Below are 24533 nucleotides of genomic sequence, written 5' to 3'. Positions count from 1 at the left end.
CTAAGGCTTTTAGTGGCGCGCGCCGGTAATGGAGCGCGCCGTTATTCTGCCAGCAGGGCGTTATGCTTTAAAGCCGACCATCCGGGTAGGTACCGCAGGCTCGTCGCGGGTGAGGGCGAGTCCCTCCCAAGGTAGAGTTTTACGCGCCTCGGCCAGGTAGGTACGTGATTCCTCTAAGGAAGCAAGGCCAGGGACAATCTCACCATCGCGCATGAGCGGAATAGTTATCTCGCGGGCGCTGAGGGAACCGGTATCCGGTGCGGCTTCGCCGTAGGGAAATACCACTTCCTCTACGGCCACGCCGGTAGAGCGGTAGGTACGCAAAGATTGCTTCGCGCCGGCCTGTGAGCGCTTAGAGGAAGAACGCTTGGCCACGGGATGCCCCTCGACCTCGACGATCTTGTAGACCATGCCCGCGGTCGGTGCGCCAGAGCCAGTGACAACTGAGGTGCCCACGCCGTAGACGTCCACTGGATCGCCACGCAAACCTGCGATGGCGAACTCATCCAGATCGGAAGAGACAACGACCTGCGTATTGTGATTGCCCAGATCATCGAGCTGCTTGCGCACGCGCCGGGTGACGGCGCCCAAGTCGCCCGAGTCGATGCGAACGCCGCCGAGCTGAGGCCCGGCCACCCTTACTGCGGTCTCGACGCCCTTGGTGATGTCATAGGTATCGACCAAGAGCACGGTGTCTACTCCTAGGGATTCGATCTGGGAGCGGAAAGCAGCCTCCTCATTCGGGGTGCCATCCTCATTGATGTGGGAGAGGGTCCACGCGTGCGCGGCGGTCCCCGAAACGGGGATGCCATAGCGAAAGCCTGCTTCCATGTTCGAGGTGGCGGAGAATCCTGCGAGGTAGGCTGCGCGGGCGGCAGTGACGGCGGCGTACTCGTGCGTGCGCCGCGAGCCCATCTCAATAATCGGCCGGCCGTCTGCGGCGGTCACCATGCGAGAGGCTGCCGAGGCCACTGCGGAATCGGAGTTCATGATGGAAAGCAGGACCGTCTCCAGGATCACGCACTCGCCGAAGGTTCCGTGCACCGTGAGCAGCGGGGAGTTGGGGAAGTAGAGCTCGCCTTCGCGGTAGCCATCAATCTGCCCGGAGAAGCGATAGTCACGCAGGTACTGCTTGGTGCCTTCTTCTAAGAAATCCAGCTCCGCTATCTGTTCCTCATTGAAGCGGAAGTCCCGCACAGCGTGCAGCGCTCGGTCGGTGCCCGCGACTACGCCGTAGCGGCGCTCGTTGGGCAGACGGCGGGCGAAGACCTCACAGGTCACGCGGCGCGCAGCGGTTCCGTCCCGCAGCGCCGCTTCCAACATGGTGAGTTCGTACTTGTCCGTGAGTAGAGCGGTGGAACGCTCGGTGGCGCGTGCTGAATCTGGAGTATGAGTCACATCGAGAATGCTACTCAGATTGTCGCAGCATCGCAGCAAGTCACCGCTTTCCTTGCAGGCAATAGGCCCTAGCTCATGGCAAAGGATGCTTGCAAGGATGGAAAATTGGATAGGCTATAGACCATGAATGCGCAATTCTCCGCCCCCCGCATGGGATCTCCTATGGCGACGCCCGAGCTAGATGAAGACATTAAAGTCGAGGTAGCCACCAGCGAGAACCTACCATGGCTGTGCATTGTGTGGGATGATCCCGTCAACCTTATGAGTTATGTTTCCTATGTGTTCCAGACCGTTTTGGGATATGACAAGAAGCGCGCCAGTGAGTTGATGATGCAGGTCCACACCGAGGGCAAAGCCGTGGTCTCAACTGGGGAGCGCGACAAAGTCGAGGCCGACGTGAAGAAGCTGCAAATCGCGGGCCTGTGGGCAACCATGCAGCAGGCAGGCTAGGCTTAAAAAACACTATGCAAGCGTGGAAGAAAAAGAAGTCGCTCATGCGGGCGCTCAAGTTCAGCACCGTTTTAGAGCCCATGGAGCGTGAAGTACTCGGAGACCTCACCGCCACGGTCTCGGAGGCGATCATCGCCCGAGCCCAATCCGGCCCCAAGGATGAGCTCGCTCAAATGCTGGATATGCCCACTGGGCATTCGGAAGCCCCTGAGGATCCTTCCTTGGCGCGCCTTTTTCCTGACTTTGAAAAGCCCGGAGACGAGGAATTTGAGGGCGATGCCTCGCTTCTGCGCTCCATCCACGAGAACGATATTGCTCGCGCCAAGCTCAAGAACCTACAAGTCATCAACGCTGCTTTGGGGCCCACCGGGGGCGTAGCTGTGACGATTAGCGAGCAGGAGGCTCATCACTTCCTGGCCGGACTCAATGACTTGCGCCTCTTCGTCGCAGCCGGTGAAGTAGTCGGGGAAGCAGCCAGCGCAGACCGGGACTCTCTGGTCGAGTGGCTGGCCTACTGCCAAGACTCCCTCCTCCAGGTGTTGATGGACTAGTGGCCTCTAATTTCTCCATCGGCCACATCAGTCGTGGCGATACCGGGGTCACCGTAATCTACTGCGGCCCACAGGGCGCGCTGGCCAGCGTGGACGTGCGCGGCGGCGGGCCGGGAACCAGGGAGACTGACCTGCTTGCCCCCCATAACACCGTCGAGCGAGTGCACGCGATCGTGCTCGCCGGTGGCTCGGCCTTTGGCCTGGCGGCTGCCCACGGAGTCATGGAGGAGCTGGAGAAAGAGGGAATCGGCTTCGCCGTATTCGGTGACGGCCGCCCAGGCCCGCGCGTGCCCATCGTCCCTGCGGCCGTGATCTTTGACTTGGCGGTGGGGCCCTCACGCCCGAGCGCCGCTGACGGGGCTGCTGCCCTGCGCGCCGCGCTGGCGGGGGATGATTCCTCCACGGGAAACGTCGGTGCAGGGTGCGGTGCCACGGCGGGCAAACTGCGCGGCGGCTTCGGAATCAACACCCAGGCCACGGGGGCGCACACCGTGGCTGCGGCGGTGGTGGCCAATCCGGTCGGAGAGGTTGTTGACCAAGCAACCGGCCGACTCTACGGCGCGCCGGGGCTGCCCGCAGTGGATCCGCAGCGCTATGCGCAGGTCCCCGATCCCAAAGACGCCAAGCTAAATACCACCATTGGCGCGATTATTACTGATGCCCCGATAACCAAGGCGCAGGCCAAGCGCCTCGCGCTCACGGGCCACGATGGCATTGCCAGGGCCATTCGCCCCGCTCACTCGCCCTTGGATGGGGATACGCTTTTTGCCCTGTCCACAGCCCCGGCCCCCGGCCAGGTCGATCCTCTGACTTTGGCCGGACTATGTGCCGCAGCGGCAGATGCGGTGGAAGCCGCCATCGTTGACGCAGTGGTATCGGCCCGGCCGGGATATGGTCTCACGGACTATAGCTCTTTACTCCGCTAGAGTAAGGACACTATGACTTCAGGGACTCCAGGCGGCACCTTTAACCATCACGCGGCTGCACCTTCCACGGTCAATCGCGGGGATTCGAAGAACTACACCAAGCGCGGGCGAGTAGCCACGGGCCTCAGTCTCGCGGTGGGTTTTCTCATCGTTGAGTGGGGAGTCCACTTCATCAACGCCTTCGTATTCGGCGGGACCCTGAGTAACTACGGGATCAGGCCGCTGGACTTCAACGGCATCTGGGGTATCTTTACCGCCCCTTTGCTCCACGCCAACTTCGAGCACCTAGCATCCAATTCGGTGCCCGGCGCCATCTTCTGTTTCCTCATCGGGCTCTCGGGGCGCAAAGCCTGGTGGCAGGTCACCATCGCCACCGTGCTCGTCGCGGGAGTAGGAACCTGGCTCTTCGGCGGGCCGGGCACCTCCCACATCGGCGCCTCGAGTTTGGTCTATGGATGGCTGGCATACCTGGTGGTGCGCGGCGTATTCAACCGCTCCTTGCTGCAGATCGCCTTGGGCGCTGCCCTGGGATTTGCCTACTCCGGACTCATCTGGGGCGTATTGCCCGTCTATGAGGGAGTAAGTTGGCAAGGTCACCTCTTTGGCGCCCTCGGCGGCATTCTGGCGGGGATGACCATTACCTCTGATGACCCTGTGAAAGGAACGGCGAAGCGATAGTGCCTGATGCATCTTCTCCCATTGGCATCTTTGATTCCGGCGTCGGCGGGCTGACCGTCGCGCGCGCGATAATTGAACAGTTGCCGCATGAATCAATCATTTATAAGGGCGATACCTTGCACTCCCCTTATGGGCCTAAACCCATCGCCGAAGTCCGGGAGCTGTCGATAGAGATCGCAGATGAGCTGGTTGGCCGTGGCTGCAAGATGCTCGTCATCGCCTGCAACACCGCCACCGCCGCCTTCTTGCACGACGCCAGGGAGCGCTATGACGTGCCGGTGGTCGAGGTAATTCGTCCCGCAGTGCGCCGTGCCATCGCCACCACCCGCAATGGAAAGATCGGAGTGATCGGCACGGAAGGCACCATCAAGTCCGGCGCCTATCAAGATCTCTTCGCCGTCAATCCGCAGGTGGAGGCCTTCGCCGTGGCCTGCCCCGAATTCGTCTCCTTTGTCGAGCGCGGGATAACCACCGGCCGCCAGATCCTCGGGGTGGCGGAAGGCTATCTTGCCCCGCTGCAGGATCACGGCGTGGATACGCTAGTGCTGGGCTGTACTCACTATCCGCTGTTGACTGGCGTCATTCAGTTGGCTGTGGGTGATCACGTCGCCCTAGTCTCCTCTGCGGAAGAAACCACGAAGGATGTCATTCGGATTCTCACCCAAAGAGATCTTTTGGCGCCAGAAGGCCACCAGGCCGTCCGGAAATTCGAATCCACCGGGGATTCGGAGACCTTCACACGTTTGGCTAAGCGTTTCCTCGGTCCGCAGATTGGTTAAGGCGCTCCCGCGTTAGGCACAGCACAGTCAAATGCGGGAAGTGATTCGATGAGAAATGTGCCGCGGGGCGATATTTTTCTCTCCAAGTGCAGCATTCTTATTCATTTCATGCAACGATTGTCTCCATGAAGCTGACCATCCTTGGGTGCTCGGGAAGCGTCCCGACCGCGGCCAACCCGGCATCTGGATATGTGGTGTCTTTTCCGGACTCGCCATCGATAGTGATGGATCTCGGATCCGGTACACTAGCGCAACTCGAGCTCCTCCAAAATCCGTGTGATGCCCACATCACCTTTAGTCACTTGCACGCTGACCATTGCCTGGATTTTCCCTCGCTCATGGTCTGGCGGCGTTTCCACCCCACGGCTCCTGCGGTATCGCGTAACTTTTGCATCGGGCCTAAAGACACGCCTGTCCACTTGGGCCGTCTGTCTTCCGATGAGGTAGACGGCGTCGATGACATGTCGGATACCTTTGCCTTTAGCCCCTGGGTGGCGGGCCAACGTGAGCTCGTCGATGAGGTTTATATGACGCCCTTCCCAGTACTCCACCCCGTCGAGACTTATGCGCTGCGCATGGAGCACGCCAGGACGGGCAAGATCATTGCTTACTCAGGGGATTCGGCCTATACCGACTCCCTGATTGACGCCGCCCGCGGGGCGGATATCTTCCTCTGCGAGGCAGCCTGGGGCGCGTCCTCGGAGGGCAAGGCCCCCAACATGCACATGTCTGGTGCTGATGCAGGAAGGCTGGCGCGTGAGGCGGGCGTCGCCAAGCTCGTCCTAGTCCATATCCAGCCGTGGGGAGATCCCCAGGCCACCCTCGAGGCCGCGCGCGCGGAGTTTGAGGGCGAGATCCTCCTGGGGGCAGCGGGGATGGAATTCGAGTTATAGCGAAGCTGTACCCTTGAATGCATGACTGATTTTTCCCGCGCCGACGGCCGCGCACTTGACCAACTGCGCAGCGTCCGCATCACCCGCAACTTCACCACTAATCCCGCAGGTTCCGTGCTCGTCGAGTTCGGCAACACCCGCGTCATGTGCACCGCCTCCGTCGAGTTTGGTGTCCCGCGCTTCAAGCGCGATTCCGGGGAAGGGTGGCTGACCGCGGAGTACGCCATGCTGCCTTCCGCCACCCACGTGCGCATGCCGCGCGAGTCCATGAAGGGCAAGGTCAAGGGGCGCACCCACGAGATTTCGCGCCTCGTGGGCCGTTCCCTGCGTGCCGCAGTGGACCTTTCCGAGCTGGGGGAGAACACCATCCAGCTCGATTGCGATGTCCTGCAGGCAGACGGCGGCACCCGCACCGCCGCCATCACCGGGGCCTATGTCGCCCTTGCGGATGCCATCGAGTACCTCAAGGCCGAGGGCGTTGTCCCCGGCGAGCCTCTGCTCGCCCCCATCGCCGCAGTCTCCGTCGGCGTCATCGACGGCCACATCTGCCTCGACCTGCCCTATGAGGAAGACTCGCGCGCGGAGGTTGACCTCAACGTCGTCATGCAGGAATCCGGGGACTTCGTGGAGATTCAGGGCACCGGCGAGCACGGCCTCTTCGGCCGCCAACAGCTCGGCGAGATGCTCGACGTGGCACAGCAGGGCTGCACCGAACTCATCGCGGCGCAGAAGGCCGCGCTGGGGTGGTCCTAATGCAGCTGCTCGTGGCCTCCAATAACCCTAAGAAGCTCGCTGAACTCGAGAAGATTCTGGGGGAGGCCGGCATCAATGGCGTTGAGCTCCTCGCGCTTGGCGATGTCGCCTCCTACCCCGAACCCATCGAGGACGGGCGTACCTTTGCCGATAATGCGCTGATCAAGGCGCGTGCCGGCGTGGCCGCCACTGGGATTGCTACCATCGCCGATGACTCCGGCCTCGCCGTCACCGAACTCAACGGCATGCCCGGCGTGCTTTCTGCGCGCTGGTCTGGCCGCCACGGCGACGATGCGGCTAATAACGAGCTGCTGCTCGCGCAGATGCATGATGTCCCCGATGAACGCCGTGCCGCCGCCTTCGTTTCGGTGTGCGCCCTGGTCACCCCCGATGGTGAGGAGCACATCGCCGAGGGTCGTTGGCCGGGCACGCTGCTGCGCGCCCCACAAGGTGCCAACGGCTTTGGCTACGATCCGCTCTTTATGCCTGCAGGACAGGACCACAGTGCTGCGGAGATGGAGCCGGCTCAGAAGAACGCCGTCTCGCACCGTGGCCGCGCCCTCGCGCAGTTAACCGAGGTCATCAAGGGACTGGCTGCGGCGCAAGCCTAGGGGCTCCAAGGGCCCCGAAGGGCCGCAGGACCAGAGTCCCAGAGGCCCACTAAAGCTGGAACTGGGCGATGATTTCCTTGCGGCGCTTTATCTCCATATAGAAGGAGAAGAAGGGCACCACGCCGGAAAGCGCCGTGGTGAACAGCGTTCCCACTGACCACAGCGCCCGCGGTCCCAGCACCAAAATGGACAGCAAGTACACCATGTAGGCAAAACCGTGGGCCATCGCGATATAGGTGGCCCACTCTGGCATCTCGACACCAACGATGTACTGCAGGATCATCCTGCACACGAGGATGATGAGGAATACACCGGTGACGGTGGCCGCCACGGTAAAGAACTTCAGGGGCCCGCGAATGCGGTCTTGGCGGTCAGGATGGACTTGAGTGCTCATTGACTATCTTTCTCTTTAAAGTCGTCTTCGTCGCCGCGCCTGCGGCGTGGTTGATTAAGGGCGTTGAAAGTATCGACGTCGATGCGGGGGCGCTGGGGCAAGAAGTCTTCATCGATCTTGGTGGCGCCGGCCTGGTTCTTCTTCTCGGTGACCACATCATGCTGGTAACCGTCGATGCCCTGTTCGGCGGCCTCGTTCTCTGCGTCGATGCGCTCGTTTTCATAGTTCATGGCGGTGCGGTACGCGTAGACCACGAATACCGCGAAGAGCGGCCACTGCAAGGCATAGCCCAAGTTCTGGAACGTCCCCGACCCCGAGTTAAAGCGCGACCACTGCCATAAGGCGAGAAACAAAAACAGAACGACGAATATCCCAATGAGGACGATGTGCCACCACCGGACTTTCACCTTTTTCTTTTTCTTCATGTCCTTGTTGCTCACGCATGACAGCCTACCTACTACCTCGCCGGAAGCGTAGAAACGCGGCACACCCACCTGGGACTAGCAACGCTCAGCACGCCGCCCCACAGCCCAGTTTCTTGACTGGGCCACTCACCATGTAAACTAACGCCTTGTTGCTCGCGAGTAGCCACAGTGCCCACGTGTACCGTGCATAAACCGCAGCATCTTGCGCCCGTGGCGGAATTGGCAGACGCGCTAGATTTAGGTTCTAGTGTCTTATGACGTGAGAGTTCAAGTCTCTCCGGGCGCACCACAGAAACTGCGAGGTCAAACGCTATACGACCCGCATTTTCTTCTCATTCCACGACAGTTTCACGACACTAACGTTCCTAGTGGTTCTTCGTCGTTTTAGGGGGAGGTCAATCTTCGCCTTTGAGTGGAGCAATCCCCTGACCGCACTAAGCGTTTGGGGTTATGACGGATAGGGGTTGGGCAGTCCTACGTGTAGCTGGTACTATTTAGCGACCAACTTGTCACCCCCTAGAAGCGAAAGGAGCGGGGATGGAACATGACAATAAAGAACCCGAACAAAGGGGTCTCCCGCGCATCGATGAGGGGGTGGACACGCTGAACATCCAACCTCGCAAGCTGAGGACAGAAGCGAGACTCGCGCAAGCGAATCCTACTCGAGTGATCTCGAAAGCATGGCAGCAAACGTTCGACACTCTGGACCAGAGCATAAAGAGAGTGCAGAATACCCGCTAGAAGGCGAGATTGTCTCACCCGAGGTGATGAACCAAGTGGTGAGAGCTGTCACCTCAATGTGGTCGGGTCCGACTCCGTCCCCTGAAACTCTTCGAGATTTTAATGAAGTGGACCCAACGTTTGCAGAGCGCGCTTTCAAGATGTCGGAAGAAACTGTTAGCACTGCCAATTATGAACGAAGGGTTCTAGCGGACGGAGACGTGACATCTGTCAAGCGGGGGCAGTGGATGGCTTGGAGCGGATCGTTGTTAGGAATGAGCTGCGCAATTGGATCAGTTTATCTTGGTCACGAAGTTGTCGGCCTAGCTTTCTTAACGCCCGCCTTCTTCCAGTTTTTTGGAAGCTTCATTAGAACAGTCAGAAATGGCGATAGCTCAAGTAGCTCGAGCGAGGTTGCGGAAAGCTAGCAACGAACTCACTATGCGGCGTATCCAATACGCCGACACCCATACCCATCACACGGTGGGTATTCTGCGTTTTAGGGGGTTAGTGTCTCCTGCTGAACGGTCGACAGTCCCATATACTTGAGAAACGAAAATAGCTGTTAAAGACCTAGGGCGCCATGTATTTCTTCTCGAGGATGATGAAGGTAACTACACTCGACGGGTAATTGACAAACTAACTCCTTCCAGTTCAAAGGCTTCGGAAATAAGGGTCTGCTGTAATAAGTGTCGAGGCTCAGCAGGTAATGAAGCTCGCGAAAGAGAAGCTGGCCCCTGTTTCGCCGGCATTGTTCGATGGGCAGGAGGATTCTCATGGATGCAGCATGAAGTTTGAGCATATTCCTGGTCGCATCTGAATTAGTATGAAGTGATGTCGTTTCCTGCAAAGACTCATTCCCAAGCCATAGAGCGGAGCCTCGGTGCGCTTTCCGCGCCTGACACGATGGAATTGGCCAGGACGTACTATTCCTCGACGTCGAACTATTCAGGGTTCTTGTTTACTCAATTGCCGGATGACGAGCCAAATGCGATTACTGCAGCGGATTTGTTCGCGGCCTCCACACTCAGCATTAGATTTGAAGCTGTAGCTGCAAAGAGGCTCATCTTTGATGCTGAGAAAGCTTCCAAAGTCGAAGGACTTTTTCGGAAGCTTCCTGATGTCTCTATCTCCCAGGCCACCGATGCTGACTTTGAGAAAATGTCAGCTTTGTACTCTTTCATCAAGAGCAATCTCGGACGGCCTAATGTTAAGAACTCGAATCGGTGGGTTTCTGCCAGCAAACTGGTGGCGCGTAAAAGACCGAGGATCTTCCCAGTCAGAGATAATGTGGTGAGTACTTATCTGGGAATCAATAAGACTCGGGATCACCGATGGGACTGGGGAGTCTATCGCTCAATTATGAGTGATAACGCAGTCAAGGAGGCACTGGCGGAGTTCAGGTCCAGTCTTTCTTGCGACAGAGTAGATCACGACTGTCTTGACCGGGAACCCGCTTTGCGTCTCCTTGATGTGGCTCTGTGGACGCACGCCATAAAGAAGTAGTAGCGCCGCCAGCTAGTTGTGCGGCGGGGGGGGTATTACTCTTCTACGTCCTGCGTCACCGCCCCGGAGGCAATGGCCGTGGCCACGGTTTTGTTGAGCTCGGCCCAGCGCTTGGCTTGCTGCTCGGCCGCATGCTGCTTCTGGCGAAGTTCTCGGTAGAGGGTACCCAGTTGGCGTTGCTGGGTGATGTTGAAGGTGGGGACATCGACAAGCTGGAGGTCGAAGCGGACGAAGTTGGAGACATGTGGTGCGAAGGGCGTGCGGAGGACGGCGTCGATGATGCTGGCCAAAAACCAGGGATCGAGGACCTCCGAGTCGCAGCGAATGAGGGAATCCCCGCGTGAACCGGGGTGCTCGCCGTCCTTAACACAGACGCGAGCCCAGTCCGGGGACACCGCAATATCACCGCGGAGGCATACCTCGGAGGTGGCGCGAGGAATCTGCTTGACACCGGGGAACTTAGACAAGGGGAGAGTTGCCGGGCGTTCTTCGGCGCTAAAGTGCAGCTGGGCGAGCGCTTCTTCGACGGGGGAGACAGGCTTAATTGCGGACTGCGCGGTCTCGAGTTCGCTCTTAAGTTCTGCGGCGTCGGGCTGGTTAGTTGCTGCCACCCAGTAGGAGGCGAGCAAGGGCTTGCGTGCGGCGACGACCTCGAGGCGAGGAACCTGCACTGCGGTGGCACTGGGGGAGATGGTGTGCCCGGCCATGTGCTCGGCGTAGACCCGCAAGACTTCTTCCGTATCAAGGTCCTCGACGTGGCGGTTCTTTCCTTCCTCTGCGTTTGGAACCTCGACAAAAAGGATGGACTCGCTGACCGGGCGAGGATTCTTGGTGAATACCACCAAGGCTGAGGGCATAGCGGTGGTGGGCAAAAAGTACACGGGTAGCCCGATGACGGCGAGGATTGATCCATCCGCGAGCATTGGCGCAAGTGCTGAGCCGTGGTTGCGCGGATCGAGGGCGGATTTGAATACGTTGATTACTCCCACGCCCCCGGGCTTGAGGCAGCGGTGGGCCACCTGCAGCCACTTGGTGTCATCGTTGCGGCCGGGTACGCCATAGGGCCAGCGTTCAGAGTGCATCTCGAGGCGGTCTTTGGCCACGGGAACACTAAACGGGGGAGCGGAGCAGACGAAGTCGAAGCTATCGGCGGGAAGAGCATAAGGCTCGAAGGCATCATGGTTTTCCCAGTGGGTATGGGCTTCCCACTTTCCGGAAATGGCCCGGGACTGAGCCTGCGCCAGAGCCTCGTCGCTGAGGTCGTTGCCAAAGAGCTCGGCATCCGGGAAACGCGCATTGACGGCCTGGAGGGTGCCCCCGTTTCCGCAGGCGAGGTCCAGCACTCGGGATGGAGTGCTTGGTGCGAGTTCCGCGATGAGTCGGTTCATTGATTCTGGAGAGGAGATGCCGCTCCTGTCCATCTGTAGGGAGATGGGCGATTCGGATTCTTGCAGTAGAGCGGCAACATCAAAGTCTTGGGTGAGGGCCTCGAAAGCTTGGGAGAATCCTGGTTGGGCGAGAAGCCTTTCGACGCGCTCGCGTACCAGAGCCGGCAATTCATCGAGTGTCTCGACCGTGGCATAGGCGGCGAGATAGAGCAGAGTCGAAGAGTACTCCCCGGGCTCGACAAGCCCTACTAGCGCTTCATAAGGGGTTTTCACGAGCGTGACTGGCCGGCCGTGGTTTTCTAGCCAGGCGAGGACCTCTGCGCGGTCAAAGAGTATAGAGCGCCCGATGCTGGAAAGCGGCTGGGGAAAGGAGCCGCGGTGTCGTCTGCGCCACTGGCTCACCGCCGCAGTACTGACGCCGGCGAGCTCTGCAATTTCGGTGGTGCTTATCTTGCGAATAGGGGAAGGCATGAAGAAGGGAATCTCCTGTATGTGATAGGGGCGGGGAGTGTAGGGAAATGAAGAAGCGCTGCCGATGCGGCGCTAGAACCACCATAAAACAATCCAGCCTCATGGCGCAATGTAGATAACTTAACACCGCCGTATTGGCGTTAAGTTGAGACACGGTGGTCGTGGGCTCTAGGGTAAGGGTGCAGATCAGGCGCCAAAAAGGGGGAGGGGCCAGCGTTGGAGTTGGATCCCACTCTTATGGGGGTAAATGCGGCTGGAACTTGTCCAGTCATCCTCAAAGGAGAATGTATACAACTGGATCACACCCGCAAAACCGTGTGGTTTGACTCACTGCACTGATAAAGTCATACTTGTCCAACGAACTTGCACCTCACGCCGTCGAAAAGCGGGCCTTGAGACAGGTCCCACGCCGCCGGTGTGGGCAAGCCGTTCGGTCATGCCTGTTTGTCTTGGGCAGCCGGGCAGTTGAAAGTAGTGCGGGAAGCGCCAACCGGCCTTACCGGTCTCTTAATCTAATAACTCTGAAAGTCACACCCATGTACACACCTGATTTGGCCCCTGTAGCGGACAGCCTGGCCACCTCTGCATTGATAGCGATGCTGCCGCTGGCAACGGTCTTCCTCTTGCTGGGCGTATTTAAATGGAAGGCCCACTGGGCCGGACTGACCGCCCTCGCAGTTGCAGCCGTCGTGGCGATCTTCGCCTACGGCATGCCGGTGCAGCTCACCGTCCTCTCCGCCACGCAGGGATTTGCCTTCGGTCTCTTCCCCATCATGTGGATCGTCATCAACGCCATTTGGCTCTATGATCTCACGGTTAAGTCCGGGCGCTTTGAAGATCTGCGCCTTGTTATTGACCGCGTTTCCGATGACCCCCGTATCCAGGCCATCATCATCGCCTTCTGTTTCGGCGGTTTGCTCGAGGCCCTCGCCGGCTTCGGCGCTCCTGTCGCGATTACCGGCGTGATGCTGCTGGCCGTGGGTTTCTCCCCCATGCGCGCGGCAACGACCGTGTTGCTGGCCAACACGGCCCCAGTCGCCTTCGGCGCCATCGCTATTCCGATCATCACCGCAGGTAACCTCACTGGCATCAACTACCACGAGATTGGTGCCTACGTTGGTCACCAGACTCCGCTTTTGGCCTTCATCGTTCCGCTCTTCTTGGTATTCCTTGCTGACGGCAAGCGCGGCCTGCGTGAGACCTGGCCCATCGCCCTCGTTATCGGTATCGTATTCGCCATCACCCAGTGGGTTTCTGCGACCTGGATCTCCGTCGAGCTGACGGATATCATCGCTTCCCTCTGTGGTCTGGCCGCAGCCGTCATCATGCTTCGCTTCTGGCAGCCCAAGGGCGGCGACGAGGCTCGTGAGCGTCTGCGCGCTGAGGCCGGCGAGAACGAGACCCCTGCTCGCGCTACCGGTACCCTGACCGCAGCACGTACCTGGATGGCTCTTTTCCCGTACCTGCTGGTTATCGTTATCTTCTCCGTGGCTAAGCTCTTCCCGCCGGCAGTGGAGTTCCTTTCCGCCAGCGACGTCAAGATTCAGTGGCCGGGTCTGCACGGCAACATCGTTAACTCGGACGGCGAAGTCGTCACCAGCACCATCTACAACCTGAGCTGGCTTTCCTCCCCGGGTACGTTGCTGCTCATCTGTGGCGTCATCATCGCCATTGTTTACCGCGTCGGCTTCTCTGATTCCGCGAGCATTTACGGCAAGAACCTCGTTAAGATGCGTTTCTCCATCCTCACGGTTGCTTCCGTGTTGGCTCTGGCGTACGTCATGAACCAGTCTGGTCAGACCATCACCATCGGTCACTGGATTGCTGGTACCGGCGCCGCATTCGCCTTCCTTTCGCCGATTCTTGGCTGGCTGGGCACTGCGGTTACCGGCTCCGATACCTCGGCTAACGCCCTCTTCGCCACCCTGCAGCAGGCTGCAGCGGAGCGCGTGGGTATTGACCCAACCCTCTTGGTTGCTGCCAACACCTCCGGTGGCGTTGTGGGTAAGATGATTTCCCCGCAGAACCTGACCATCGCGGCTACGGCTGTCGGCCTGGTCAACAAGGAGTCCGAGATCTTCCGCAAGGTCATCTGGTGGAGCCTTGGCCTGCTGGCCGCGATGTGTCTCATCGTTGGCCTCCAGTCCAACATCCTGGCGTGGATGCTGCCTTAAGCACTTCCCGCTAGTTCCACCTTTTACCTCGGGTGCCGCGCCATTAACTAGGCGTGGCACCCGAGGTTTCTTTATGCCCAAATAGCCGTGCTTTGCGATGCCCCCGCGAAACCAATCCCCGCCACCCGCGCGCCGCCCAGGCTGCGCCTACTTCCGGGAAGAACTGGGGAGACAATGTGCGCAGGCGGGCCCCAGCCCAGCTCCCCGGGGCGGAAATGGTGAGGGCCTGAGTCGGGGCATCGCCAAGCAGCCCCGCGAAATGTCTCCCCAGGATGGTGCCGTGGTGCCGCCCAAGGCTAAGGGCGGGGAGCGTTGTCGCGGACTTAGGGCGCGGGGGTGAAAAGGGGAAACAACTTAGCGCAAATGCATAAAAGTCTAAGGAAGTGCTGAATGATACTTCAAGAAGGAAACCACTCGAGGAGAAATCAGGTAGAAGATGAAGACTGTGCTGACCGCCGTCCTTACGGCAATCATTGTGGGGGCGGTTGCGATTGCGGCAATAGTCTTCCTGAAGCCGCAGTTCGGAATGACCACGCAGAGCGAGTCCACGAATACGCAGGTCATCAAGTCGGTGGAGCGAGAAGAACAGGTGGTATTGGTGAGCCTGGGGATTCAGGGGCTCAACCGGCAGTCGGAGAATAGAGCCTTGTGGGGCATGCAGGTGCCGGGCTCCGCGCGCACGCAGTTCATTCAATACGACTACAAGGCCAAACTCGGTATCGAGGGCAAGGATGTCCGCATCGAGGAGACTGGTGAGAACGCCTACAAGATAGCTGTGCCGGCCTTCATCTTCATCGGGCACTCGGACGAACACTTTGAGAAGGTCATGGATGACAACGGGTTGCTCAGCTGGGTGACAGATGAGATCGATCCGGCGCAACGCATAACGGAGATCCTGCAGGGTGGGGAGCAGGAGAAGAACATCGCCGATAATCGTGAGCTACTCCAGGACCAGGCGCGTCAGTTCTACACGGATATCATCACCGCGATTGAGCCGACGGCCCAGCTGGAGTTCTCCTTCGCTTAAAGGGCTCTTGTCTTAAGAGCCATCGACCTCAGTGAACTTGCGGTCCCAGGCGGAGCGGACTGGGTTGGCATCAGCAAGCAGGATATCGAAGCGGTCGTTGGCAATCTCGACGATCTCCGAGAGCACCACGCGCCTTTCCTGTTCTTCGGAGTTGGCCAAGCGGCGCAGGCCAGATTCGATGACGCGCTCCACCGTATCGTTGGTGGCCAGGTAGGCCACGAAGGGCATGTCAAAGCGCTTGCGATAGGAGGCGGAGAGCTCCGTGATGGCCTCGCTTTGCTCGGTGTCGAGCTCAGTGAGCCCCAGCGAGCCACGGTCAGCGGAGATCTCCGAGGCCTTCTCGGAAGGAATGAGCAGGAGCTCATCCATAGCGGGGTAGTCGTGGATGAGGTCCTGGCGCTTGGCATCGTCCGCGGTGAGGACGGCGACCTGAATGGCCGCACGCAGCTCGTTGATATCGGCAAAGGGGCGGGATTCCCACGCGGTCTCCAGGGGCCACGTTTCGTTATTGAACAGTGGGCGCAGGGCGGCGACGAACTCGGGCTGGGGCATCTGGTTGAGCTCCTCGAGGGAGATACCGGAGCCGGTGGCGCGCGAGACATCGCCGCCGGATTGCTTGCCCACGTGGAAGAAGAGCAGATTAAGTGCGATCGCGGTGATGGCGCCGAGGGACATGCCGGAAGATACGAAGGTCTGCGCCCAGGCCGGGAAAGCGGCTGCAATATCCGGTTTGAAGGTCACCAGCATGGCTAGCCCGAGCGCGGAGGTGACGATGGCGGCGTTGCGTCCGTCAGAAAGATCGGACTTGGCAATGGTCTGCAGGCCCACCCAGGCTACGTTGGCAAAGAGTGCGAGCGAAGCGCCGCCGAGGACGGGAGCGGGAATGGCGGCGACGATGGCGCCGGCCTTGGGAAGCAGTCCCAGCACGATCATGAAGCCGGCGGCCGCGACGGCAACCCACCGCGACTTCACCCCGGTCAGGCGGACGAGGCCGACGTTTTGCGCGAAGCAGGTATAGGGGAAGGAGTTCATCACGCCGCCGATGAGCGTGGAGACGCCATCGGCGCGGATGGCGCGGACGACGTCACCGCGCCGAATGCGCTTCTTGACGATCTCGCCGGTGGCGAAGACATCGCCGGTGGTCTCCACCATGGTGATGATCATGACGATGATGAGGGAGAAGATGGCGACGAGGTCGAAGCGCGGCAGGCCAAAGTAGAAGGGCGTCGTGATGCCGAGGGCGGGGGCGTTGCCGACCTCGGCAAAGCTGGCGTCGCCAAGCAGAAGCGCAATGGCGGTGCCGAGGACGAGGCCGATGAGGACCGCTAGTGTGCCGAGGAAGCCGCGGAAGAAACGCTGGACCAGGATGATGACGGCCAGGGTGCCGAAGCCGTAGAGGAGATCGCGGGTGGCCGGGGTGGCCTCGGCGTAGTTGATGAAGTCGTTGGCGGAAACCGCGAGCAGCGACGTGCCCATGACGAGCAGAACGGTGCCGGTGACCACGGGCGGGAAGAAGCGCAGCACCTTGCCAAAGACAGGCGCGGCGAAGAATGTGAAAAGGCCGGAGACGATAATCGCGCCATAGATGGTGGGCAGCGATTCGACGCCACCCTCGCCGTTGGTGGCACCCATGCCGATGGCGATGATGGGGGAGACCGCGGTGGTGGTCACGCCTTGGATAATCGGCAGACGCACGCCGATGTGCCGGCCGATGCCGACGGACTGAATGAGTGTGGCGATGCCGCAGGTCAACAAGTCGGCGTTGATGAGGTGGATAGTGGTTTCGGCGTCGAGGTTCAAGGAACCGGCGATGAGCAGCGGCACGATGACGGCGCCTGCGTAGAAGGCCAAAACGTGCTGCAAGCCGAGCGCCGCGAGCTTCGGCGCAGGGGGAACGACATCTACTGGGTGCCGGGGTCGTGATGGGGTGGGAGCCTGCGCCGGGGCGGCGGTATTGTCGGCCACTTCTTCTCCTCTATAGCGGAACTAGCGTGCTGTGCGGATTTAAGAGTAGATCCCTGGCAAACTTAAGAAAACTGTCCCCTCAGCCCGAGGGGTATGAGGGGTAAGGACTACCCCCGTATAACCGTATGTTCGTTTTCTATGAACTCGATGACCGGCCTTGCATACAAAAAGTATCCAAGTGTGCCCGAATGCACATCGTTTGCACTATGTGCGTAGAAAGCAGGTACCTAAAGTGGGTAATGAAAGAGGGGCTCGTCGCGAGGAGCTAAGCACCATTTGGCGGTGTTTGAGAATTGGGTAGAGCGACCAAGGCCCCATTGATAGGACTTTGAACAATCGCGCGCCTATCCCCGCACCGAGGAAACGCGCACAATATGAAGGGATTCACTTAAGTGACCACCGTTACTCAGCCGCTGCAATACTCCGCTTGGCAAGGTTTTGTCCCCGGCCCGTGGGCCGAGGAAATCAACGTGCGGGATTTCATCCAGCGCAACTACACCCCCTATGACGGAGACTCCAGCTTCCTAGCAGGCCCCACCGAAAAGACCCTGCGCACCTGGGAGACCCTGGAGAAGAAGTACCTGTCGGTCGAGCGCCAAAAGCGCATCTTCGACATCGATACTCATACCCCCTCTGATATCGACGTATTCCCCGCCGGATACATCTCCGACGATGACGATGTCATTGTCGGCCTGCAGACGGACACCCCCCTCAAGCGCGCTATGATGCCCTTCGGCGGTTGGCGCATGGTCGAGCAGGCCATTCGGGAGGCCGGGATGGAGCCGGATGAAGAGGTTAAGACCGTCTTTACCCGCTACCGCAAGACCCACAATGACGCGGTCTTCGATATCTACACCCCGCGCATTCGCGCTGCCCGTTCCTCCCACATCATTACCGGCCTGCCTGACGCCTATGGCCGTGGCCGCATCATCGGCGACTACCGCCGCGTGGCCCTCTACGGCGTGGACTACCTCATCGCCGAGAAGGAAGCCGCCAAGCACGCCGTCGGTGACCAGGAGTTCAGCGAGCACTGGGCACGCTTCCGCGAGGAGCATTCCGAGCAGATCAAGGCCCTGAAGAAGCTCAAGAAGATGGCGCAGTCCTATGGCTTCGACATCTCCGGCCCCGCCACCACTGCGCAAGAAGCGGTCCAGTGGACCTACTTTGGCTACCTGGGTTCCATCAAGTCCCAGGACGGCGCGGCCATGTCGATTGGCCGTCTCTCCGCTTTCCTTGATGTCTACTTTGAGCGCGACATCAAGGCGGGACTCATCACCGAGACCGACGCCCAAGAGATCATCGATCAACTGGTACTCAAGCTGCGCATCGTGCGCTTCCTGCGTACCGAGGATTATGACCAGATCTTCTCCGGCGACCCTTACTGGGCCACCTGGTCCGATGCCGGCTTCGGCAACGATGGCCGCCACATGGTCACCAAGACTTCCTTCCGTGTCCTGCAAACCTTGGTCAACCTTGGCCCTTCACCCGAGCCGAATATCACCGTGTTCTGGGACCCGGCATTGCCGGAAGGCTACAAGGAGTTCTGCGCCCACATCTCCATCGAGACTTCCTCCATTCAGTACGAGTCTGACCGCCAGATTCGTGAGCAGTGGGGCGACGATGCGGCGATTGCCTGCTGCGTGTCCCCCATGGAGGTAGGCAAGCAGATGCAGTTCTTCGGCGCCCGCGTCAATGCTGCAAAGGCCCTGCTCTATGCCATCAATGGTGGCCGCGACGAGGTCTCTGGCAAGCAGATTGTGGAAGGCTACCAGGCAGTTGAGGGCGACGGCCCGCTGGACTTCGACGACGTGTGGAACAAGTACGAGGACATGCTCGACTGGGTGGTCGGCACCTACGTTGAGGCCTTGAACATCATCCATTACAGCCACGACAAGTACGCCTACGAGGCCATCGAGATGGCCTTGCACGATTCCAACATCGTGCGCTCCATGGGCTGTGGCATCGCCGGCCTGTCCATCGTTGCGGACTCCTTGGCCGCCATCAAGTATGGCAAGGTCACCCCGGTGCGCGACGAGACCGGACTCATCGTTGACTACAAGACCGAGGGCGATTTCCCGGTCTACGGCAATGATGATGACCGTGCGGACGATATCGCGGCCACCATCGTGCACACCGTGATGGAGAAGATTAAGGCCATCCCGATGTACCGCGATGCCATCCCGACCCAGTCTGTGCTGACCATTACCTCCAACGTGGTCTACGGCAAGGCCACCGGTTCCTTCCCATCCGGGCACAAGGCCGGAACGCCTTTCGCGCCGGGTGCTAACCCGGAGAACGGCGCCGATAACCACGGAATGGTCGCCTCGATGCTTTCCGTGGGCAAGCTGGACTACAAGGACGCCCTCGACGGCATCTCCTTGACCAACACCATTACCCCGGCTGGCCTGGGGCGCACCCCGGAGGAGCGCATCACCAACCTGGTCGGAGTCCTCGACGCCGGCTTCCTCATGGAGAACTAGCCACAGTCACCCGCGTGGGGTGGCCGTGTTGGGGCGGCATCGCTTAGCGATGTCGGCCTTACCCGGCCTCTCCACACACCCCCACCCTGTTTCATCGCATCTGCTTCGCAATGCAATTTTTATAAGGAGAACAACACCATGGCAACCCACACTTTCGCAGACCGTCTCGCTAGCATGAAGGCTAATCGCGAGGAGCACAAGATGGACGGCGGTCTTTACCACGCCAACATCAACGTGCTGGACAAGTCCACCCTCGAGGATGCCGTCGAGCACCCAGAAAAGTACCCGAACCTGACCGTGCGCGTGTCCGGCTACGCGGTTAACTTTGTCAAGCTGAGCAAGGAACAGCAGCTCGACGTCATTTCCCGTACCTTCCACCAAGGATCCTAACTGTGGCTGATGGCATTACCGGCGTTGTTACCCTCCAACCCGAACAGGGCGAGAAGATCCGCGGCGTGGCCGCGGGCCTGGGGGATAATGCATCCTTAGACGAGATCACCCGCCCCGAGTTGATGGAGGCGCGCCGCACAGGCGATATCGCCCTCGTCCACTCCTGGGAGCTTGTGACCTCGGTGGATGGCCCAGGCACCCGCATGACCATATTCATGTCCGGTTGCCCACTGCGCTGCCTGTACTGCCACAATCCAGACACCATGGAGATGAAGGTGGGCACCTTGGAGCGCATCGAGGATGTGCTCAAGCGCATTAAGCGCTACAAGCCCATCTTCCAAGCCACCGGTGGGGGGCTCACGCTCTCCGGCGGCGAACCACTCTTCCAGATTGCGTTTGCCCGCCGTCTGCTCAAGGAAGTCCACGATGCAGGCATTCACACCACCATCGACACCTCGGGCTTCCTCGGCTCCCGCCTGCGCGACGAGGACCTAGACAATATCGATTTGGTCTTGCTCGACGTCAAGTCTGGGGACGAGGAGACCTATAAGAAGGTCACCGGCCGCACACTGCAGCCCACCATCGACTTCGGCGACCGGCTGGCTGCTAAAAGCAAGCGGGTGTGGATCCGCTTCGTCGTGGTTCCCGGACTTACCGACGCCCCGGAGAACGTCCAGAACGTGGCCAACATCGTGGCTAGGTGGCGCGACAATGTCGAGCGCGTCGAGGTCCTTCCCTTCCACAACATGGGCGCCGACAAGTGGCACGAGCTCGGTATCGATTACAAGCTCGAGGACTGCAAGCCTCCGCGCCCCGAGGACGTGGATGCCGTGCGCGAGGTCTTTCGTGAGAAGGGTCTCCAGGTCTACTAGGGCCTTACTTGGGCATACTAGGCTTGCCGCGCGGGTGTCGGGAGCGCGCACTAGACTCGGCACCCATGAGTGAATATCACCGCTTCGGCCACACCATCAAAGAGCACGTTATTACTGTGCCCTGGGACTATGACAGCCCGGAGGACTCAGCGGAGACTTTCGAGCTCTATGCCCGCGAGATCATTCCCCCAGGCGGGGAGGACAAGCCCGCGCTGCTCTATAACCAGGGCGGCCCGGGCTTTCCTGCGCCGCGGCCACTTGGTCTGTCGGGGCTCTTGGCCAAGGGCCTAGAGCGCTACCGCTGGATACTCATGGATCAGCGCGGCACCGGGCGCAGCCACCGCATCGACGGGCTCTCCCCGGAAGCGGACCGCAGCGTGGAGCGGCTCCGGCTGCTGCGCCAAGACAATATCGTGCGGGACGCGGAGCGGCTGCGTGAGCATCTGGGCCTAGAGAAGTGGAGCCTATTCGGGCAGTCCTTCGGCGGCTTTTGCATCACCTCTTATCTCTCGCTGGCGCCTCAATCTGTGGAGCGGGCCTTCCTGACCGGCGGCCTCCCCACTCTTGATAAGGGCGTCGATGATCTTTATCGCACCACCTTTGCCAAGCTCAAGTACCGTCATGACTTGTTCACCACGCAGTTTCCGTGGGTGCAGGGCCGGATCGAGGAGATTATTAACCACCTCGACAACTCGGCGGAGATCCTTCCCACGGGGGAGCGTCTGTCCTCTCGTCGTTTCCGCACCATCGGCCTAGAGCTGGGGCGAGGCAGCGGCTTTGATTCCTTGGCCTATCTTCTAGAGGAGCCTTTCCGTACGGTCGACGGGGAAAAGCGGCTGCGTTCTGACTTCTTGAGCCAAGTAGGCAGCCGGGTGAGCTTCCAATCGGGGCCACTGTATGCGGCGATTCATGAGTCCATCTATGGCGGCGTCGGCAAGCTGGGCGCTACCAACTGGGCCGCGCAGCGCATCCGCGCGGAGTTCCCCGAGTTCGCCGAGGCGGGAACCTACCTGACGGGGGAGCACATCTTCCCCTGGCAGTTCGAGGAGGACCCGGCGCTGCGGCCGTTCCGGGAGTCCGCGCAGGCCTTGGCCCAGCACGAATGGGGAGAGAAGGACGCTATGTATGATGTCGCTGCGCTGGGCGCGGCAGAACCCGTCGCCGCCGCGGCCATCTATCTGGATGATATCTTCGTTCCCTTCGAGGACTCGATGGCTACGGCCGCCACCTACAGGGATCTGCGCCCGATGGTGAGCAACCGCTACCAGCACAATGGGGTCCACGTGGACGGCGCCGGTATTCTGGGCGAGCTCTTTCGGCTTGCTGATGACCACTAGCGCAGGCAACTAGCGCTGCGCACCTGCCGCGACCACCCCGGCCCTCGAAATGTGAGCTGGGCTATGGAAGAGTAGGTATATGAAACTACCTTAGGTTCCCTTAAATCCTTTGGGTCCCTTTTTAAGTCCCTTAAAGCACCGAAAGAAAACCTACAGAAGGAAAGAAAGATGCTTACTCTTATCGTCGCTGTGGTCGTCATCATAGTGCTCGTGCTCAACGCTTTTGATGCGTTTTTCATCGTGCGCACGCGTGAGGCGGCCATCGTGGAGCGGCTCGGAAAATTCGTCAGCGTGGCACACGCTGGTCTGCACTTCAAGGTCCCGTGGGTAGACCGCGTTCGCGCGAAGATCTCCCTGCAGGTTCGGCAACTTGATGTCATGGTGGAGACCAAAACCAAGGACAATGTCTTCGTACAGATCCCGGTTGCGGTTCAATACCAGGTGGTCGAGGGCCGCGAGCGCGAGGCTTATTATATGCTCTCCAATCACGAGCAGCAGATTGTGGCCTACGTGCAAGATAATGTTCGCTCCTCCGTGGCGAATATGGACCTTGATGATTCTTTCTCCTCGAAGGACACCATCGCCCAGAACGTGGCCATGTCCCTGCGTGACAACATGGCCGCCTATGGTTGGCACTTTGTTAATACCCTGGTCACAGACATTCGCCCGGATTCCCGCGTGCGTGAGTCGATGAACTCCATCAACGCCGCGCAGCGCGAGCGTGAGGCCGCCATCGCGCAGGCTGAGGCGGAGAAGATTCGCGTGGTCAAGGAGGCGGAAGGTGCCGCAGAGGCCCGCAAACTGCAGGGTCGTGGTGTGGCAGATCAGCGCAAGGAAATCGTGGAAGGTATTGCCGCGCAGTATGAGATGCTGCGCGCCGCAGGAGTTGAGGAGTCCCCCGAGGCCCTCATGCTGGTCTCGCAGTACCTGGACGCCATGGTGGATGTCTCCCACAACGGCAACACCTCAGTTCTCTACATGCCCTCGAATCCGGCCGGCATGGGTGAGCTCTTTGGCGGCATGAGGGACGTTCTCATGGCCAATCATGTGCTGGGCACCGCCGCAGATTCCGGCCCGCAGGTGTCCAAGGCCGATGCGGCCAAGCGTAAGCGCGAGCTTGCTGAGAAGGCACGCCGGCGGCGCCAGGACTCCCAGGCGGAGGACTATTCTGCGCAGCAGTCGCTGGGGGAGGGCGCTAATCCGGTTGGGGGAGCGGCCCCCTATGTTTCAGATAGCATCGAGCAGCCCAAGGGTGCGCGCGAGTACTTCCAGCAGCTGCGTCAGCAGCTCGAGCAGGAGCGCAACAACAAAAACTAGAGCCCCTTGCTGGGGGTTTCTAGGGAGGGGATGGCGCGTGCGAGTCTACTGGCAGGCGCGCAGTAATCTATCGAGCGCAGCGTGCTCGGCCTCCGTGGTCCATAGGCCGTAGGCGGCCTTGACCTCCACTATGCGCTGGGCGTATTCGCAGCGAAAGCCCTTGTTGGGCGGCAGCCACGTTGCCGCATCCCCGGCGGATTTCTGTTGGTTGAGGCCACCGTCAACCGCGAGCAGATTACGCGGATCGTTGGCAAAGTCCCGCCTTTGTTCCGGGGTCAGCAGCTGCGCGCCCTTCTGCCATGCATCAGCCAGCGGCACAACGTGGTCGATCTGGACTGCGCTGGAGGTATCGCGGCCGCGCTGGAAGGCAATGTCTTGCCCTGAATAAGGATCATGCAGCGTGCCGGAGAGCACGACGCATCCGTGCGTGCCCTCCTTAATAAGGGCGTCGGAGATATCACGGCGCAGGATGTCGTTGCGGGTATCGCAGCCATTGTGTCCATATTCCACGCCCACATCATCTGACCACGCTTGACCAAATTGCTCGCGCTCATAGCCGGTCTTAGGCGCGCGTCCCTTGACGGGGATCGTCTCCAAGGTGCTCAGCGCCTGTTCGGCGGCGGGCTTCTCCTGGCTTGGCCCTTCTTCCGGGGAGAGACTATCTGCGGCGGCGGAGTTTTCGGGGTTCGGGGCGAAAGCTGAGCTGGGGGACTCGGGGCTTGGCTCGGTTGTGCTGCTCAGGGCGGTGGTGGGGCTTAGTGTGGCGGGGGTCGGCGCTGCGGCTTTATCGCTGCCTATGGCTAGGCATCCGCCAAGAGCGAGTGCCGCCACCGCGATGTTGAGGATTCCTGCGGCGATAAAAGGGGCGGGAATAGGGGTTCGGGAACGCATGATTCGACACAGTCTAGCGGTAGGGTGTCTTAGAAAGGGTTTCGGGCGCAGGCCTTAACGCGGGCAGGATCAGACAACGCGCATCTCTCAGCGTGCAGAGCAAGATTTTCGCCACAGAGAAGAGCATTTAGGGCATT

The 24533-nt window shown here is 60.1% G+C and carries 22 protein-coding genes and 1 tRNA gene; 17 read left to right on the top strand and 6 right to left on the bottom strand.

Annotated features, from left to right (window positions below; all coding sequences use genetic code 11):
• Positions 1-60: 60 nt before the first annotated feature.
• Positions 61-1398 carry a nicotinate phosphoribosyltransferase gene (locus tag B2696_RS10990; RefSeq protein WP_276622992.1) on the bottom strand — a complete coding sequence of 446 codons (1338 nt, stop codon included), beginning with the start codon at positions 1396-1398 and terminating at the stop codon, positions 61-63.
• Between the two features lie 123 nt (positions 1399-1521).
• On the opposite strand from B2696_RS10990, the gene clpS reads away from it, so the two are divergent.
• The 8 genes from clpS to rdgB all read left to right on the top strand — a co-directional run bounded on the left by clpS (position 1522) and on the right by rdgB (position 7039).
• Entirely contained in the window at positions 1522-1848 is a 327-nt protein-coding gene (gene clpS / locus B2696_RS10985) for an ATP-dependent Clp protease adapter ClpS (RefSeq protein ID WP_286955406.1), read from the top strand.
• Positions 1849-1862: 14 nt separating this feature from the next.
• Positions 1863-2399 carry a DUF2017 domain-containing protein gene (locus tag B2696_RS10980; RefSeq protein ID WP_286955404.1) on the top strand — a complete coding sequence of 179 codons (537 nt, stop codon included), beginning with the start codon at positions 1863-1865 and terminating at the stop codon, positions 2397-2399.
• Complete coding sequence (locus tag B2696_RS10975; protein ID WP_286955402.1) at positions 2399-3325, top strand: P1 family peptidase; 927 nt, start codon at positions 2399-2401, stop codon at positions 3323-3325. Before B2696_RS10980 ends, B2696_RS10975 begins: the two co-directional genes overlap by 1 nt.
• Positions 3326-3337: 12 nt before the next feature.
• On the top strand, positions 3338-4003 hold the full coding sequence (locus B2696_RS10970) for a rhomboid family intramembrane serine protease (RefSeq protein ID WP_286955400.1): 666 nt from the start codon (positions 3338-3340) through the stop codon (positions 4001-4003).
• Positions 4003-4782: a glutamate racemase gene (gene murI / locus B2696_RS10965; protein ID WP_286955398.1), complete on the top strand. Its 780-nt coding sequence runs from the start codon at positions 4003-4005 to the stop codon at positions 4780-4782. The genes B2696_RS10970 and murI overlap by 1 nt, the downstream gene beginning before the upstream one ends.
• Before the next feature lie 125 nt (positions 4783-4907).
• Entirely contained in the window at positions 4908-5675 is a 768-nt protein-coding gene (locus B2696_RS10960; protein ID WP_286955396.1) for an MBL fold metallo-hydrolase, read from the top strand.
• A 21-nt stretch (positions 5676-5696) separates the two neighbouring features.
• Complete coding sequence (gene rph, locus B2696_RS10955) at positions 5697-6428, top strand: ribonuclease PH (protein ID WP_286955395.1); 732 nt, start codon at positions 5697-5699, stop codon at positions 6426-6428.
• Complete coding sequence (gene rdgB / locus B2696_RS10950) at positions 6428-7039, top strand: RdgB/HAM1 family non-canonical purine NTP pyrophosphatase (RefSeq protein ID WP_286955393.1); 612 nt, start codon at positions 6428-6430, stop codon at positions 7037-7039. The genes rph and rdgB overlap by 1 nt, the downstream gene beginning before the upstream one ends.
• Positions 7040-7088: 49 nt before the next feature.
• Here rdgB and B2696_RS10945 read toward each other — a convergent pair whose 3' ends face one another.
• Together B2696_RS10945 and B2696_RS10940 are read right to left on the bottom strand one after the other, a co-directional pair.
• A complete protein-coding gene (locus B2696_RS10945) occupies positions 7089-7433 on the bottom strand; it encodes a DUF3817 domain-containing protein (RefSeq protein ID WP_075730426.1) in 345 nt (114 codons plus the stop codon).
• Positions 7430-7858 carry a hypothetical protein gene (locus B2696_RS10940; protein WP_075731287.1) on the bottom strand — a complete coding sequence of 143 codons (429 nt, stop codon included), beginning with the start codon at positions 7856-7858 and terminating at the stop codon, positions 7430-7432. Before B2696_RS10940 ends, B2696_RS10945 begins: the two co-directional genes overlap by 4 nt.
• Before the next feature lie 204 nt (positions 7859-8062).
• On the opposite strand from B2696_RS10940, the gene B2696_RS10935 reads away from it, so the two are divergent.
• Both B2696_RS10935 and B2696_RS10930 read left to right on the top strand, forming a co-directional pair.
• Positions 8063-8147: transfer RNA gene (locus B2696_RS10935), tRNA-Leu, on the top strand.
• 1265 nt (positions 8148-9412) lie between these two features.
• A complete protein-coding gene (locus tag B2696_RS10930; protein ID WP_286955391.1) occupies positions 9413-10084 on the top strand; it encodes a DUF6308 family protein in 672 nt (223 codons plus the stop codon).
• A 35-nt stretch (positions 10085-10119) separates the two neighbouring features.
• Here B2696_RS10930 and B2696_RS10925 read toward each other — a convergent pair whose 3' ends face one another.
• Positions 10120-11943, bottom strand: a complete 1824-nt coding sequence (locus B2696_RS10925; protein WP_286955389.1) for an N-6 DNA methylase — start codon at positions 11941-11943, stop codon at positions 10120-10122.
• 536 nt (positions 11944-12479) lie between these two features.
• On the opposite strand from B2696_RS10925, the gene B2696_RS10920 reads away from it, so the two are divergent.
• Both B2696_RS10920 and B2696_RS10915 read left to right on the top strand, forming a co-directional pair.
• Positions 12480-14117, top strand: coding sequence for an L-lactate permease (locus B2696_RS10920; RefSeq protein ID WP_075730417.1), 1638 nt, complete (start codon positions 12480-12482; stop codon positions 14115-14117).
• A 436-nt stretch (positions 14118-14553) separates the two neighbouring features.
• On the top strand, positions 14554-15144 hold the full coding sequence (locus B2696_RS10915; RefSeq protein ID WP_286955387.1) for a hypothetical protein: 591 nt from the start codon (positions 14554-14556) through the stop codon (positions 15142-15144).
• A gap of 12 nt (positions 15145-15156) precedes the next feature.
• Here B2696_RS10915 and B2696_RS10910 read toward each other — a convergent pair whose 3' ends face one another.
• The gene (locus B2696_RS10910) at positions 15157-17109 is read right to left on the bottom strand and encodes a solute carrier family 23 protein (RefSeq protein ID WP_286955386.1); all 1953 of its coding nucleotides are present in this window, start codon (positions 17107-17109) and stop codon (positions 15157-15159) included.
• Positions 17110-17501: 392 nt separating this feature from the next.
• On the opposite strand from B2696_RS10910, the gene pflB reads away from it, so the two are divergent.
• The 5 genes from pflB (at position 17502) to B2696_RS10885 (ending at position 23505) form a co-directional block, all read left to right on the top strand.
• Positions 17502-19589, top strand: coding sequence for a formate C-acetyltransferase (pflB, locus tag B2696_RS10905; protein WP_075730415.1), 2088 nt, complete (start codon positions 17502-17504; stop codon positions 19587-19589).
• A 138-nt stretch (positions 19590-19727) separates the two neighbouring features.
• Entirely contained in the window at positions 19728-19979 is a 252-nt protein-coding gene (grcA2, locus tag B2696_RS10900; RefSeq protein ID WP_075730414.1) for an autonomous glycyl radical cofactor GrcA2, read from the top strand.
• Positions 19980-19981: 2 nt separating this feature from the next.
• Positions 19982-20851, top strand: coding sequence for a pyruvate formate-lyase-activating protein (gene pflA / locus B2696_RS10895; protein WP_075730413.1), 870 nt, complete (start codon positions 19982-19984; stop codon positions 20849-20851).
• A 65-nt stretch (positions 20852-20916) separates the two neighbouring features.
• Positions 20917-22188: an alpha/beta fold hydrolase gene (locus B2696_RS10890; protein ID WP_286955384.1), complete on the top strand. Its 1272-nt coding sequence runs from the start codon at positions 20917-20919 to the stop codon at positions 22186-22188.
• 168 nt (positions 22189-22356) lie between these two features.
• Positions 22357-23505 (top strand): SPFH domain-containing protein, encoded by a 1149-nt coding sequence (locus B2696_RS10885; protein WP_075730411.1) that lies wholly within the window; start codon positions 22357-22359, stop codon positions 23503-23505.
• 45 nt (positions 23506-23550) lie between these two features.
• On the opposite strand, the gene B2696_RS10880 is transcribed toward B2696_RS10885, so the two are convergent.
• Positions 23551-24396: an HNH endonuclease family protein gene (locus tag B2696_RS10880; RefSeq protein ID WP_286955383.1), complete on the bottom strand. Its 846-nt coding sequence runs from the start codon at positions 24394-24396 to the stop codon at positions 23551-23553.
• Positions 24397-24533 lie beyond the last annotated feature (137 nt).

Source organism: Corynebacterium sp. UBA4397, from assembly GCF_002390965.1.
GTDB lineage: Bacteria > Actinomycetota > Actinomycetes > Mycobacteriales > Mycobacteriaceae > Corynebacterium > Corynebacterium flavescens.
This window is presented reverse-complemented; position numbering and strand designations above follow the sequence as displayed.